Source organism: Corynebacterium sp. AOP12-C2-36 (genome assembly GCF_052379185.1).
Lineage (GTDB): Bacteria > Actinomycetota > Actinomycetes > Mycobacteriales > Mycobacteriaceae > Corynebacterium.
In genome coordinates this window covers 51,246-66,188 of record NZ_JBQSYJ010000003.1, presented here as the reverse complement: position 1 = coordinate 66,188, position 14,943 = coordinate 51,246, and the positions used below count along the sequence as shown (strand labels likewise).

12 protein-coding genes are annotated in these 14,943 nt (G+C 70.3%); all 12 read right to left on the bottom strand.

What is annotated here, in order from left to right; genetic code table 11:
* Positions 1–10 precede the first annotated feature (10 nt).
* The 12 genes from ACT3UN_RS03120 to pyrR all read right to left on the bottom strand — a co-directional run bounded on the left by ACT3UN_RS03120 (position 11) and on the right by pyrR (position 14,865).
* Positions 11–2,032 carry a primosomal protein N' gene (locus ACT3UN_RS03120; protein ID WP_444656421.1) on the bottom strand — a complete coding sequence of 674 codons (2,022 nt, stop codon included), beginning with the start codon at positions 2,030–2,032 and terminating at the stop codon, positions 11–13.
* An 81-nt stretch (positions 2,033–2,113) separates the two neighbouring features.
* Positions 2,114–3,376: a methionine adenosyltransferase gene (metK, locus tag ACT3UN_RS03115; protein ID WP_301441910.1), complete on the bottom strand. Its 1,263-nt coding sequence runs from the start codon at positions 3,374–3,376 to the stop codon at positions 2,114–2,116.
* Between the two features lie 198 nt (positions 3,377–3,574).
* A complete protein-coding gene (gene coaBC, locus ACT3UN_RS03110) occupies positions 3,575–4,831 on the bottom strand; it encodes a bifunctional phosphopantothenoylcysteine decarboxylase/phosphopantothenate--cysteine ligase CoaBC (protein WP_444656282.1) in 1,257 nt (418 codons plus the stop codon).
* A gap of 173 nt (positions 4,832–5,004) precedes the next feature.
* Entirely contained in the window at positions 5,005–5,277 is a 273-nt protein-coding gene (rpoZ, locus tag ACT3UN_RS03105; RefSeq protein WP_038548496.1) for a DNA-directed RNA polymerase subunit omega, read from the bottom strand.
* A gap of 50 nt (positions 5,278–5,327) precedes the next feature.
* Positions 5,328–5,909 (bottom strand): guanylate kinase, encoded by a 582-nt coding sequence (gmk, locus tag ACT3UN_RS03100; RefSeq protein ID WP_301441908.1) that lies wholly within the window; start codon positions 5,907–5,909, stop codon positions 5,328–5,330.
* Positions 5,910–5,938: 29 nt separating this feature from the next.
* Positions 5,939–6,259 carry an integration host factor, actinobacterial type gene (gene mihF, locus ACT3UN_RS03095; protein WP_444656419.1) on the bottom strand — a complete coding sequence of 107 codons (321 nt, stop codon included), beginning with the start codon at positions 6,257–6,259 and terminating at the stop codon, positions 5,939–5,941.
* A 292-nt stretch (positions 6,260–6,551) separates the two neighbouring features.
* Positions 6,552–7,394 (bottom strand): orotidine-5'-phosphate decarboxylase, encoded by an 843-nt coding sequence (pyrF, locus tag ACT3UN_RS03090; protein ID WP_444656280.1) that lies wholly within the window; start codon positions 7,392–7,394, stop codon positions 6,552–6,554.
* Positions 7,381–10,731: a carbamoyl-phosphate synthase large subunit gene (carB, locus tag ACT3UN_RS03085; protein WP_301441906.1), complete on the bottom strand. Its 3,351-nt coding sequence runs from the start codon at positions 10,729–10,731 to the stop codon at positions 7,381–7,383. The genes pyrF and carB overlap by 14 nt, the downstream gene beginning before the upstream one ends.
* Entirely contained in the window at positions 10,732–11,901 is a 1,170-nt protein-coding gene (gene carA, locus ACT3UN_RS03080; protein WP_301441905.1) for a glutamine-hydrolyzing carbamoyl-phosphate synthase small subunit, read from the bottom strand.
* On the bottom strand, positions 11,898–13,292 hold the full coding sequence (locus tag ACT3UN_RS03075; RefSeq protein WP_301441904.1) for a dihydroorotase: 1,395 nt from the start codon (positions 13,290–13,292) through the stop codon (positions 11,898–11,900). The genes carA and ACT3UN_RS03075 overlap by 4 nt, the downstream gene beginning before the upstream one ends.
* Positions 13,289–14,272, bottom strand: coding sequence for an aspartate carbamoyltransferase catalytic subunit (locus ACT3UN_RS03070; RefSeq protein ID WP_301441903.1), 984 nt, complete (start codon positions 14,270–14,272; stop codon positions 13,289–13,291). Before ACT3UN_RS03070 ends, ACT3UN_RS03075 begins: the two co-directional genes overlap by 4 nt.
* Positions 14,269–14,865: a bifunctional pyr operon transcriptional regulator/uracil phosphoribosyltransferase PyrR gene (gene pyrR / locus ACT3UN_RS03065; RefSeq protein WP_301441902.1), complete on the bottom strand. Its 597-nt coding sequence runs from the start codon at positions 14,863–14,865 to the stop codon at positions 14,269–14,271. The genes ACT3UN_RS03070 and pyrR overlap by 4 nt, the downstream gene beginning before the upstream one ends.
* Between the last annotated feature and the right edge of the window lie 78 nt (positions 14,866–14,943).

Here is a 14,943-nt window from a genome sequence, read left to right as displayed (position 1 = left end):
CCAGGCCCGGCTACCCCACCCGCACCGGGTCGACGACGATGCGCAGCGGGTCGGACTGGCGGCGCGTGGCACGCAAAGACAACGCCGCGCGCAGCGACGCCCCGAGCATCTCGGCGGTCCCACCGGGCTCGACGGTGACCGGGACGCGGACGATCAGCCGGCGCGCGGTCGCCGCCTCCGGCTCGCCCAGCCCCGCCGGTCTGCGCACACCCGGCGGCAATTCCACCGGGCCGAGGCGTTCGACCCCGCCGAGCTGTTCCGGCGGCGCCCAGGCGTCCTCGAACTGCTCCAGGGACGTTGGCGTGCCGTCCACCGCGACCAGCGTCACCGCCGGGGGGAAGGACGCCTCGCGCCGTCCTGCCAGCTCGCGGGCGGCCGCGTCCTCCGGGTCCCAGCGGATCAGGGCCTGCACCGTCGGGTCGTCCGGTGCGACGGCGACGACCATCTCGCCGCCGGACTCGCGCGGCACCGCCAGACACGCCGCCTCCATCCACTGGCGCAGCGCGGCCTCCCCGGCCCGCAGGTCTTCACGGCCCAAGGTGAGCCAGGTGTCCAGCACCAGCACCGCGCCGTAGCCGCCGCCGTCCTCCACCACCGGCTCCGAGCCCGGGGTGGCGACCACCAGGCCCGCCTTGTCCGGCACGTGGGTGCGCATCTGGCCGCCGCCGGAGACCACCACCGGCACCCCGGTGAAGGCCCGGCCCAATTCCTCGGCGGTGCGCTCCTGGCCCACCACCGACATGCGCAGGGCGTGCCCGCCGCAGGTCCCGCAGGTGAACTGGCCCTCCAGTGCACCACACCAGCGGCAGCGCGGCACCGAGGACCCGTCGGTGCCGGTGGGGCCGGCCGGCAGCTCCAGGGGGCCGTTGCAGCGCCGGCACCGCGCGGGCGTCCGGCACGTCGAACACGCCACCGCCGGGGCGTAGCCACGCCGCGGCACCTGCACCAGGCAGGGCATGTCGGCGTCCAGGCTCCGTCGGATCGCCTTGAGCCCGGCCGAGGGCAGACGGGAGTGCGTGGCGTGGGCGTCGTGGATGTCGTCGAGGGCATGGATCCACGGCATGCGGGCACGCAGGGACTCCGGCAGCGGGCGCAGGGTGGGGGTGAAACCCTCCTCCACCCAGCGCTGGATCTCCGCCGAACGGTGTGCCCCGCCCACGAGCAGGCCGGTCTCCTCCAGTTCCGAGCGCAACCGCAGCACCTCACGGGCGTGCAGGTAGGGCGAGCGCGGGTCCACCAGGTTGTCGTCCGCCTCGCCCAGCAGCACGATCAGGCGCAGGTCGGCGACCGGGGCACTGGCCGCCGACCTCGTGCCGACCACCACCCGGCCCTGGCCCGCCAGCACCGCCAGATAACGGCGGTAACGTGCCGCCGGGCCGACCTTCGCGCTGAGTTCGGTGATCTGCGCCGCGGACAGGAACACCCGCAACGCCGCGACGACCCGGTCGACCTCCCGCTGGTTCGGGGCCACGACCAGCACCCCGCCACCGTTCCAGGCGACCGACGCGGCGGCCTCTGCCACCCGCGCGGCCCAGTCCTCCCCCGGCGTCCACAGCCAGGACGCCCGGGCGGCCCGGCCGTCGAGCACCGCACCTAGGAAACTGTCGGCGTGGCGGTACCCCGCCCAGCCCGACGCCGCGGCGGTACGCGGGGCGGCGACGAGATCGTCTCGGGCGACCAGCGGGCCGTAGAGCTCCTCCCAGTCCACCCCACCACCGAAGAGCCCGTCCTTCTCCGCCGAGGCGTGCCGCGACGGCACCAGCGCGCGGATCACGTCCGAGCGGGTGCCGGCGTAGCGGTCGGCGAGATGGTTCACCAACGACCAGATCCGCGGCGGCACGACCTGCAACGGGCTGATCACCCGGTTCAACGGGGCCAGGGTGCCCACGTGGTCGGTGGTGCGGCGGCGCTCCACGAGCAGGGCGTCCACCAGACGCCCGGCGAAACGCACCCGCACCTTCACCCCAGGGCGCGCCTCGGCGTCCAGCTTCGCCGGCACGGCGTAGTCGAACAGCCGGTCCAGGTGCGGCATGCCCAGCAACGGCAGGACGCGGGCGACCGGGTCGTCCACCTCCCCCTCAGCCGGGCCGGTCGGGTCGGCCACCGGTTTTCCCTACTGTGCCGCGTTCTGGGCCGCATTCTGGGCGGCGGCGGCCAGGGCGTCGGCGCGCTGCGTGCTCTCCCACGGCAGGTCGATGTCCGTGCGGCCGAAGTGACCGTAGGCGGCGGTCTGCGCGTAGATCGGACGCAGCAGGTCCAGGTCGCGGATGATCGCACCGGGGCGAAGGTCGAAGACCTCGCTCACCGCCTGCTGGATCTGCTCGTCGGTCAGCCCGCCGGTGGCGGTGCCGAAGGTCTCCACGTACAGGCCCACCGGGCGGGCACGGCCGATGGCGTAGGCCACCTGCACCTCCGCACGGTGCGCCAGGCCCGCGGCGACGATGTTCTTGGCCACCCAGCGCATCGCGTAGGCCGCCGAGCGGTCCACCTTGCTCGGGTCCTTGCCGGAGAACGCCCCGCCACCGTGACGGGCCATGCCGCCGTAGGTGTCCACGATGATCTTGCGTCCGGTCAGCCCGGCGTCGCCCATCGGCCCGCCGAGGATGAACGACCCCGACGGGTTGATCAGCAGGGTCAGCTCGCCGGTGACGAAGTCCTGCAGGCCGGCGTCCTCGATGACCCAGTCGACCACGTTGGTGCGCAGCTGCTCGGTGAGCTCGGCCTGGGTGATCTCCTCGTCGTGCTGGGTGGAGATGACCACGGTGTCCAGGTGGGAGGGGCGGCCCTCGGCGTCGTAGGCGAAGGTGACCTGGGTCTTGCCGTCCGGACGCAGGTGGTTGACGATGCCCTCCTTGCGCACCTGGGTCAGCCGGCGCGACAGGCGGTGGGCCGTGGCGATCGGCAGGGGCATCAGCTCCGGGGTCTCGTCCGAGGCGTAGCCGAACATCAGGCCCTGGTCGCCGGCACCGGCCTGGTCGACGTCCTCGTACTTGTCTCCCTCCGCGCCGCTGCGAATCTCGTGGGAGGTGTCGACGCCGTCGCCGATCTCCTGCGACTGCTCGCCGATGGCGATGTTGACGCCGCAGGTCCGGCCGTCGAAACCGACGGAGGAGGAGGTGAAGCCGATGCTCAGCAGGGTCTCACGGACCAGCTTCGGGATCTCCACGTAGGCGTCCGTGCGGACCTCGCCGGCCACGTGCACCTGGCCGGTGGTGACCATCGTCTCCACCGCCACGTGCGAGCGCGGGTCCTTGGCCAGCAACGCGTCGAGGATCGTGTCCGAGATCGCGTCGCAGATCTTGTCGGGGTGGCCCTCGGTCACCGACTCACTGGTGAACAGGCGGGGACGTGCGGAGGAGGGGGTGCTCTCTGTCATGGACTTCGCTGACTTCCTGACTTGTCTTCGAGATGGTGTCTTGGGTGGATCTCGGGGCGAGATCCTGCTCTGTTTCTGTCGTACGTGACCGTGGTGCGCGCCCGAACGTCACCATCCTAGACCAAGCAGTCTGTAAAGTGGTGGCGGCGGGTGTCGGAGGGCACCCGGTATGGCGCCTGTGGGGCACCCGGTGAGGTCTCAGCCGGGCAGCAGGTCCTCGAGCGTGTCGAGGATGTACGAGGCCACGACCAGCTTGGACGACGCCGGGACCTCGGTGACCTCCTCGGCGCCCGGACGCTGTCCCGGGGTGAGGATCCAGCCCTGGCTGTCCGCCTGGCCGAACACCACCCCGTCGCCGACGGCATTGCACATCAGCAGGTCACAGCCTTTTCGCTCTAGTTTTGCCCGCGCGAGGTCCAACGGGGAGTGAGACTCGTCACCGGTTTCCGCGGCGAAGCCGGCGATGACGAGGTCCTCCGGCAGCCCGCCGCCGCGGCGACGCTCCACCAGACCGTGCAGGATGTCCGGGTTCTCGGTCAGCTCCAGGGTGGTCAGGTCTGTCTCCCCACCCTTCTTCAGCTTGGCTCCGGCCGTGGTCGCGGGGCGGAAGTCCGCCACCGCGGCGGCCATGACCACCGCGTCCACCCCACCGGCCAGTTCCGCCACGGCATTCTCCATCTCCCGGGCACTACGCACCCGGGTGACGCGGGCACCCGAGGGCACCGGCAGGTCCTCGGTGACCCCGGCGACGAGCTCCACCTGCGCGCCACGCTGCACGGCGATGTCGGCCAGGGCGAATCCCTGCCGGCCCGAGGAGGCGTTGCCGAGGTAGCGCACCGGGTCCAGGGCCTCGTGCGTGCCACCGGCGGTCACCAGGACCCGCCGACCCGCCAGGGACTGACGGAAGATGCCGAACCGGTCCAGTGCCGCCGTGGCCAACGCCCCGATGTGCTCGGGCTCGGGCAGACGCCCCGCACCGGAGTCCGTGCCCGTCAGCCGGCCGTGGGCGGGCTCGAGCACCGTCACCCCGCGTCGACGCAGCGTGGCCACGTTGTCGCGGGTCGCCGGGTTCTGCCACATCTCGGTGTGCATCGCCGGCGCCAGCACCACCGGGCACGTCGCCACCAGCACGCTGGCGGACAGCAGGTCGTCGCTACGCCCGTGCGCCAGACGCGCCAGCAGGTCCGCGGTGGCCGGGGCGATCACGATCAGGTCGGCGTCCTGCCCCAGGCGCACGTGCCGGACCTCGTCCACCCCGTCGAAGACGGTGGTGGACACCGGGTTGCCGGAGAGGGCCTCGAACGTCGCCGCACCGACGAAACGCAGGGCCGACTCGGTGGGGATGACGTGGACGTCGTGCCCGGCCTCGGTGAAGTAGCGGACCAGGGCGCCGGACTTGTAGGCGGCGATACCGCCCCCCACGCCGACGAGCACGTTCAGTTGGTTGTCACTCACAGGAGACCAGCCTAGCCCACGCCCGCCGGGCGATGTTCCAGTGCCGTGGACCTGCTGGGGCCCTGCCGTGTCCCACCGACGGCTCAGGCCCGCCACCGGCGACCGTCTCCCCCGCACTGGGTGCGGGGTACGACGGTGCCGACGGCGGGCCTGGGTGCCGGGAAGCGGGTGGATCAGCCTTCGGTGTGCTCCAGCAGATCGCCCTCGATCTCACGCAGGGCCACCGACAGCGGCTTCTCGTGGGCTTCCGGGGTGACCAGCGGGCCGACGAACTCGAACACGCCGTCACCGACGGTCTGGAAGTAGTTGTTGATCTGACGCGCACGCTTGGCCGCGAAGATCACCAGGGCGTACTTCGAGGACACCTTGGTCAGCAGATCATCGATCGGCGGGTTGGTGATGCCGACCGCCGGGTCGAAGACGGTTGAGTTGTCGTTGGTTTCCACTCCACACCTTTGCTTGTTCACCGCGTTGGAAAACGCGAGTTGTCTTGCTCTTACTCTGCGTGGCCGGTCAGCAGGGCGCTGATCTCGGCGACAGCCTCGGTCACGTCCCGGTTCACGACCACCCGGTCGAACTCACCCTTGGAGGCGAGCTCCTCACGGGCGGTCTCCAGGCGACGCCGGATGACGTCCTCACTCTCGGTACCACGGCCGGTCAGCCGCTCCACCAGCTCCTCCCAGGTGGGAGGTGCCAGGAACACCGTGAGTGCCTCGGGCATCATCTGCTTGATGTTGCGCGCGCCGGCCAGGTCGACCTCGACCAGGACCGGACGCCCGGAACGCAGGGCCTCGGTCACCGGCTGTGCCGGGGTCCCGGACAACTGCAGGCCACCGTGGATCTCCGCCCACTCGAGCATGAGGCCACCGTCCACCTCCTCCCGGAATCGCTCCCGGGAGACGTAGTGGTAGTCCCTGCCGTCGACCTCACCGGGACGGGGGTCCCGGGTCGTCCACGACACACTGAAGAACAGGTCCGGCACGGCGGCCTTCAACTGTGCGACCACAGTCGACTTCCCGACGGCCGACGGTCCCGCCAGCACGACCAGGTGCGGGGAGGGAACGTCGGTGTTCTGCACTTCGGCCTGAACTTGCGGGGACAAGGTTCCTAGACCTCGAAACCGAAGCGCCCCAGCAGGGCGCGACGCTGACGGTCGCCCAGGCCGCGGAGGCGACGGGTGGGGGCGATCTCCAGCTCGGTCATGATCTCCTGGGCCTTGACCTTGCCGACCTTGGGCATGGCCTCGAGAAGGGCCGACACCTTCATCTTGCCGATGATCGGGTCTTCGTCGGCGTCAGCAAGGACCTGCTTGAGGTCGGTGCCTCCACGCTTGAGCTTCTCCTTGAGCTCGGCACGGGCCTTGCGGGCCTCGGCGGCCTTCTTCAGGGCTTCTGCACGCTGCTCCGGGGTCAACTGGGGAAGGGCCACGGGTTCCTCCGTCTTGTTCTGTGGTTCGATGTCACTTGCTATGGGGTACTGCATGAAATGCAGGCACTTCAGGTACTTCAGGTGTTTCAGCCGGTCGGACGTCACGTCCGACCGTCAGCCTCGACGAATCCTAGCGATACGCTGTGCCGAATGCCAACAACCCCCACGTTTTACACGGGAGAGGTGTCGCAGGTCGCGACCATGAAACAACGCGCCAAGTGTAGCACTACGACCGGGGGAAGTTGAACAAAGCCCCAGTTCGCGCTCCGCGGGACGCTCCCGCGCGGAGCGCTCAGACCTGCGGGAACTCCGCCGCGGCGGCGGCGACCGCCTCGCGCAGGGACCCAACATCCGGGCCCGCGGCGAGCACGGACCGCGAGATGTTGGGGCTGGCCCACCGTTCGGCCGCCCCGGCGATACGCCGGACGTCCTGCGCACCACCGCCCTGGGCGCCCACACCGGGCATCAGCACCAGCCCGCCCACGGCGTCCAGCACCGGCGGTTCGGCGACCGTCGCGCCGACGACCACGCCGACGTTGCCGCCGCCGGGGTGTGCGGCGTTGTGGCACGCCGCCCAGTCCACCACCGTCTGGGCCACACTCGGCCCGTCCGGGGTGGTCAGCGTCTGGAACTGCGGGCCCTGCGGGTTGGACGTCGCGGAGAGCACGATCACTCCCCTGCCCGTGGCCTCACCGGCCTCCAGGGCCGGTGCCAGGGAGTCCAGGCCCAGGTAGGGCGAGACCGTCACGGCGTCGGCGCACAGCGGCGAGTCGTCCGACAGCCAGGCCGTCGCGTAGCCGGCCATCGTCGAACCGATGTCGCCACGCTTGGCGTCGGCCACCACCAGCGTGCCGGCACCCCGCAGCGCCGCCAGGGCGTCCTCCAGCACGGCCAGCCCGGCGGAGCTGAAGGCCTCGTAGAAGGCGACCTGCGGCTTGACCACGCAGGCGGTGTCGGCGAAGGCCTCCACGCAGATGCGGGAGAACTCCGCCAACCCGGCGACGTCCACACCCAGGCCCCAGTCACGCAGGATGCCGGCGTGCGGGTCCATGCCCACGCACAGGCGTCCCAGGTGCCCGGAGCGGGCGAGGAAACGCTCGCCGAAGGTGTCCCGGGTGGACTCAGTAGCTGTCATGGTCCACGTCCTGGATGGCGCGCACCACCGTGGTGGAGCCCTTCAGCGCCTCGATGCCCTGCACCGCGGCCACGGCACCCTGCACCGTGGTCACGCAAGAGACACCCTGGCGCACCGCGGCGGCACGGATGTCGTAGCCGTCGCCCCGGGCGGCGGCGGTGCTGGCCGGGGTGTTGAGGATGAAGTCGATCGAACCCTGGTCGATGAGGTCCACGATCGAGCTCTTGCCCTCGGCGGCGGTGCCGGACTCGATGTCGGTCTGCTTGGCCACGACCTCGCACTCCAGACCGTTGCGCCGTAGCATCGCCGCGGTGCCCTCGGTGGCGACCAGGTCGAAGCCCAGTGACGCCAGACGCTGGATCGGCAGGATCATGGTGCGCTTGTCGCGGTTGGCCACGGACACGAACACCCGGCCACTGGTCGGCAGGGAGCCGGTGGCGGCCTCCTGGGACTTGGCGAAGGCGGTGCCGAAGTCGGAGTCCAGGCCCATGACCTCGCCGGTGGACTTCATCTCCGGGCTCAGCAGGCTGTCGAGCATCTCACCCTGCGGGTTGCGGAAGCGGTTGAAGGGCATGACCGCCTCCTTGACCGCGATGGGGTGGCCCAGCGGCAGCGAGCCGCCGTCCCGGTCACCCGGGATCAGGCCCTCGGCGATGAGCTCGCGGATCGGCGTACCGGTCATGATGCGCGAGGCCGCCTTGGCCAGCGGCACACCGGTGGCCTTCGAGACGAAGGGCACGGTGCGCGAGGCACGCGGGTTGGCCTCGATGACGTAGAGGACGTCGTCCTTCAGGGCGAACTGGATGTTCATCAGGCCCTTGACCCCGATGCCGTGGGCCAGGGCGGCGGTGGAGCGACGCACGTTGTCGATGTCGCTCTCCCCCAGTGTCATCGGCGGCAGGGCGCAGGCGGAGTCACCGGAGTGGATGCCGGCCTCCTCGATGTGCTCCATCACGCCGGCGAGGTAGACCTCGTCGCCGTCGCACAGGGCGTCGACGTCGATCTCGATGGCGTTGTCCAGGAAGCGGTCGACCAGCACCGGGTGGTCCGAGGTGATCTCGGTGGCGCGGTCGATGTAGTCCTCCAGGGAGGCCTCGTCGTAGACGATCTCCATGCCGCGTCCGCCGAGCACGTAGGACGGACGCACCAGCACCGGGTAGCCGATGCGGGCGGCGACGGCGCGTGCCTCGGCGAAGGTCGTGGCGGTGCCGAAGGCCGGGGCGGGCAGCTCGGCCTTCTCCAGCACGGTGCCGAACTCGCCGCGGTCCTCGGCGAGGTTGATCGCCTCGGAGGAGGTGCCGATCACCGGCACGCCGGCGTCGGTGAGACGCTGCGCCAGGCCCAGCGGGGTCTGGCCGCCGAGCTGCACGATCACGCCGGCCACGGTGCCGGACTGTGCCTCGGCGTGGTAGACCTCCATGACGTCCTCGAACGTCAGCGGCTCGAAGTAGAGACGGTCGGCGGTGTCGTAGTCGGTGGAGACGGTCTCCGGGTTGCAGTTGACCATGACCGTCTCGTAGCCCACGCGCGAGAGCTCGAGCGCGGCGTGCACGCAGGAGTAGTCGAACTCGATGCCCTGGCCGATGCGGTTGGGCCCGGAGCCCAGGATGATGATCTTCTCGCGGTCGCGCTGCTCGGCGACCTCGGTCTCGGCCTCGGGGTCCATCTCGTAGGCGGAGTAGTGGTACGGGGTCTGCGCCTCGAACTCCGCGGCGCAGGTGTCCACGGTCTTGAAGACCGGACGGATGCCCAGCGACCAGCGCAGCGACCGCACGCCGTCTTCGCCGGCGAGCTCGGGACGCAGCGCGGCGATCTGGGTGTCCGCCAGGCCCATGTACTTCGCCTCGCGCAGCAGGTCCTCGGTGAGCACCGGGGCGTCCTGAAGCTCGGAGCGGAAGTCCACCAGGGCCTTGAGCTCGTGCAGGAACCAGGGGTCCACGCCCACGGAGGCGCGGTGGACCTGGTCCACGGTGGCGCCGAGGCGCAGGGCCAGCTCCATGTCGTAGATACGGCCCTCGGTGGGACGTCCCAGGTCGTCGAGCACGGCGGCGAGGTCGCCGGCACGCTCGCCGGCGAAGTACTCGTCGGTGGTCGTCCAGAAGCCGGCCGGCTTGGTCTCCAGGGAGCGCAGCACCTTGTTCAGGGCGGCGATGTAGTTGCGGCCCACGGACATGGCCTCACCCACGGCCTTCATGGTGGTGGTGAGGGTGTCGTCGGCGCCGGGGAACTTCTCGAAGGCGAAGCGCGGGGCCTTGACGATCACGTAGTCCAGGGTCGGCTCGAAGGCCGCCGGGGTGACCTGGGTGATGTCGTTGCGCAGCTCGTCGAGGGTGTAGCCGATGGCCAGCAGGGCGGCGATCTTGGCGATCGGGAAACCGGTCGCCTTCGACGCCAGCGCCGAGGAGCGCGACACACGCGGGTTCATCTCGATGGTGATCAGGCGGCCGTCGTCGGGGTTGACGGCGAACTGGATGTTGCAGCCGCCGGTGTCCACGCCCACGGCGCGCAGGATGTCGATGCCCTGGTCGCGCATGATCTGGTACTCGCGGTCGGTCAGCGTCATGGAGGGCGCGACGGTCATGGAGTCGCCGGTGTGCACGCCGAGTGCGTCGACGTTCTCGATGGAGCAGATGACCACGGCGTTGTCGTCGCCGTCGCGCATGAGCTCCAGCTCGTACTCCTTCCAGCCGAGGATGGACTCCTCGATGAGCACGTTGGCCTCGGGGGAGGCGGCCAGGCCGCCACCGGCGATGCGGTCCAGGTCCTCGTAGGTGAAGGCGAGGCCGGAGCCCAGACCACCCATGGTGAACGACGGGCGCACGACGACCGGCAGGCCGAGCTCGGCGACGGTGTCGTGGACCTCGTCCATGTTGTGGCAGACCCGCGAGCGGGCGGACTCGCCGCCAATGGAGGCGACGATGTCCTTGAACTTCTGACGGTCCTCGCCGCGCTCGATGGCGTCGATGTCGGCGCCGATGAGCTCGACGTCGAACTTGTCGAGGATGCCGGCGCGGTCCAGCTGGATCGCGGCGTTCAGCGCGGTCTGCCCACCGAGGGTGGCCAGCACGGCGTCGACCGGGTGGCCGGCCTCCTTCTCCGCGGCGAAGATCTTCTCGATGTACTCGGGCTGGATCGGCTCGATGTAGGTGTGGTCGGCGAACTCCGGGTCGGTCATGATCGTGGCCGGGTTGGAGTTGATCAGCGAGACCCGCAGGCCCTCGGCCTTGAGGGCACGGCACGCCTGGGTGCCGGAGTAGTCGAACTCGCAGGCCTGGCCGATGACGATCGGGCCGGAGCCGATGACGAGGACGTGGTTGATGTCGGTGCGCTTCGGCATTTAGTTGTTCCCTTCCATCAGTTCGATGAACTGGTCGAACAGCGGATTGGCGTCGTGAGGACCGGCGGCGGCCTCGGGGTGGTACTGGACGGAGAAGGCGAGGCCGCTGTCGAGGGCTACACCCTCGACGCAGTCGTCGTTGAGGCAGGTGTGGGTGACCTGGGCGGTGCCGAAGTCGGTGTCGAAGGGCTCACCGGCACGGCCGCTCAGGGCGAAGCCGTGGTTCTGCGAGGTGATGTCGATCTTGCCGGTGAGGTGGTTGAGCACCGGCACGTTGATGCCACGGTGGCCGAACTTCAGCTTGTAGGTCTCCATGCCCAGGGCGCGGCCCAGGATCTGGTTGCCGAAGCAGATGCCGAACAGCGGGATCCTGCGCTCCAGCACGGTACGGACCTGCTCGACCATCACGTCGGCGGTGGCCGGGTCACCGGGACCGTTGGAGATGAACACGCCGTCCGGGGAGTACTGCTCGATGAGCGGCTCGACCGGCGAGTTCGCCGGCACGACCACGGTGCGCACGCCGCGGGCGACGAAGTTGCGCGGGGTGTTGGTCTTGATGCCCATGTCGTAGGCGAGCACGGTGAAGCGCGTCTCCCCCTCGGGCTCAAGCACGTAGGTCTCGTCGGTGGAGACCTGGGTCGCCAGGTCGGCGCCGGCCATCGACTGCTGGGCGTTGACCTCGGCGACGAGCTCCTCGACCGGACGCCCGGCGGCCTCGCCGCTGAACACGCCGGCGGCGACGGAACCCTTGTCGCGCAGGTGACGCACGATAGCGCGGGTGTCGACACCCTGGATGCCGATGACGCCCTGCTTCTCCATCTCCTCGGCGAGGCTGCGGTCGGCGCGCCAGTTGGACACGGTGCGCGAGAGGTCGCGGATGACCAGGCCGGCGACCCAGATGTGGTCACCGTGGGACTCGCCGTCCTCGTCGTTCCAGCCGGTGTTGCCGATCTGCGGGGCGGTCGCCACCACGATCTGCCGGTGGTAGGACGGGTCGGTCATCGTCTCCTGGTAACCGGTCATGCCGGTGGTGAAGACGGCCTCACCGAGGGTGGTGCCGGTGGCGCCGAAGGCCCGGCCGCGGAACACCCGTCCGTCGCCGAGGACCAGCAGCGCGGGGGTGCGGGAGGAACTCACAGCAGTACTCTTCTCTGTCGTATTATCGGTCATTTGTCGCTCACCTGGCCGTCCTGCCAGGTCACCTTGCCGCGCAGCAGCGTGGTGGTGACCTTCACCGGCAGGTCCATCCCCTCGTAGGGGGTGTTGGCCGACTTGGAGGCCATCTGCTCGCCGTGGGCGGTCCAGCCGTGGTCAGGGTCGACCACGCACAGGTTCGCCGGCTCGCCCACGGCCACCGGACGCCCGTGTCCGGGCAGCCGCAGGATCTCCGCCGGGCGCTCCGACATCACCCGGGCCACGAAACGCCAGTCCTGGCGCTCCTGGTCCTGCGGTGGGTCGGTGACGAACAGCCCGGCGATGATCGCCAGGGAGGTCTCCAGTCCCAGCATGCCGGGGCGGGCCTTGTCGAACTCGCAGCACTTCTCCTCGGAGCCGTGCGGGGCGTGGTCGGTGGCCACGCAGTCCACAGTGCCGTCGATCAGGGCCCGGCGCAGCGCCAGGGTGTCGCGGGTCTCGCGCAGCGGAGGGTTGACCCGGTAGTGCCCGTCGTAGGTCTCCAGCTTCTCGTCGGTGAGGATGAGGTGGTGCGGGGTGACCTCGGCGGACAGCGGGATGTCGTGCTCGCGGGCCCAACCCAGCAGGCCCACGGTGCCCTCGGTGGAGGCGTGGCAGATGTGCAGGCGTCCGCCGTAGTCGCGGGCCAGCAGGGCGTCGCGGATCACGATGGACTCCTCGGCGACGCGCGGCCAGCCGCGCAGTCCCAGGCGGGCGGCGGTCTCACCCTCGTGGGCGACGGCGCCCTCGGTCAGGCGGGGCTCCTCGCAGTGCTGGGCGAGCAGCACGTCCAGTCCCCCGGCGTACTCCACGGCCCGGCGCATCAGGCGCGGGTCGTCGACGCACTTGCCGTCGTCGGAGAACATGCGCACCCTGGCGTCCGAGTCGGCCATCATGCCGAACTCGGTGAGCTCGGTGCCCTTGAGCCCGCGGCTGATCGAGCCGACCGGGTGCACGTCGCAGAGGTTCTTCTGCTGGCCCTTGAGCCACACCATCTCGGCGATGGCGGGGGTGTCGGTGACCGGGTCGGTGTTGGCCATGGTGAACACGGCGGTGAACCCGCCGCGGGCGGCGGCGGCCGAACCGGTGGCGATGGTCTCGGTGTCCTCACGGCCGGGCTCGCGCATGTGCACGTGCATGTCGACCAGGCCCGGCAGCAGGACCTGGCCGTCGAGGTCGATGACCTCGAACTCATCGGTGGCGCTGATGCTCCCGGTCGGGGCGATCTCGGCGATCACGCCGTCGCGCACCAGCACGTCCTGCGGGTCGCCCTCGCCGTAGGGCAGGACGCCGCGCAGCAGCACGGCCCCCTCGGCGGCCGGGTGAAGGACGCCGGTTGCCGGGTAGTCGTTCACGTTGTTCTCCTCCGGGATGGTTGTTGTGCTCATCGCTGCTCCCCCGCGTTCGTCTCGGTGCCGACCAGCAGGGTGAACAGGGCCGCCATGCGCACGTGCACACCGGCGGTGACCTGGTCGAGGACCACGGTCTGCGGGGCGTCCGCCACCGCGTCGTTGATCTCCATGCCGCGCAGCATCGGGCCGGGGTGCAGCACGATCGCGTCGTCCTTCAGCGCTGCCAGGCGGTCCTGGGACAGCCCGTAGCGCGTGGCGTACTCGCGGTGCGAGGGGAAGAAACCGCCGTCCATGCGCTCGGCCTGCACGCGCAGCATCATCACCGCGTCCGCCGAGGCGATGGCGGTGTCCATGTCGTGGCTGACGCGCACGGTGCCCTTGCCGGCGGCCGGGCCGTTCGGGTTGACCCAGTGCTCGATCCCCGGGGCCAGCAGGGTTCGCGGGGCGACGAAGGTCACGTCCGCGCCCAGGGCGGTGAGCAGCAGGGCGTTGGAGCGCGCCACCCGGGAGTGCAGGATGTCGCCGACGATGACCACGTGGGCGCCGTCGAGCGTGCCGAGCTTGTTGCGCAGCGTCACCGCGTCCAGCAGGGCCTGGGTGGGGTGCTCGTGGGCGCCGTCGCCGGCGTTGAGCACGCTGATGCCGTCACTGCCCTGGCCGACCCAGTTGGCGACCTGGCGGGCCGCACCGGACGAGGGGTGGCGCATGATGATCGCGTCGGCGCCGACGGCGCGCAACGTCAGGGCGGTGTCCTTGAGTGACTCGCCCTTCTTCACCGAGGACGAGGACGCCGAGATGTTGATCACGTCGGCGCTCATCCACTTGCCCGCGGTCTCGAAGCTGGAGCGCGTGCGGGTGGAGTTCTCGTAGAACAGGGTGAACACGGTGCGACCACGCAGGGTCGGCAGTTTCTTGACCTCACGGTCGCGCAGCGTCTCGGCGAAGCGGTCGGCCTCGTCGAGCAGCAGGGTGATGTCGTCGGCGTCGAGGTCGGCGATGCTCAGCAGGTGCTTCATGCGTTGTCTCCTTCCGGCGCCGTGCCGGCCGGGCGGAGCAACTCCACCCGGTCCACGCCGTCGATCTCGGCGAGGGAGACACGGACGTCCTCACTGGTGGAGGTGGGGATGTTCTTGCCCACGTAGTCGGCGCGGATGGGCAGTTCGCGGTGGCCACGGTCGACCAGGACCGCCAGCTGCACGATGCGGGCACGGCCCACGTCGCTCAGCGCGTCCAACGAGGCGCGGATGGTCCGCCCGGAGAACAGCACGTCGTCGACGAGGATGACGGTGGCACCGTCCACCCCGTCGCGCGGGACGCTGGTGGGCTTCAGGGCGCGGTGCGGCGTGGAGGTGAGGTCGTCGCGGTAGAGCGTGGCGTCCACGGCCCCGTGGAACACGCCCACCCCGCTGAACTCCTCGATCTTCTCGGCGAGTCGCGCCGCCAGCGGCACTCCCCCCGACGGGATCCCCAGGAGCACGACCCGGTCGGAGCCGGGTGCGTCCAGTGCCGTTTTCTCGATGATCTGGTGCGCGATGCGTGCGACAGTACGTCCGACGTCGTCCGGACCCAGGAGGGTGACCGTGGTGCCGTCGGTATGCTGCGTGCTCATCGTGACCTCCTTCCCCGCCTCACAGGACGGATCGTTAAAGGTGGTCGGAACCGGCACGAGGACCGGATCCAGTTTCCA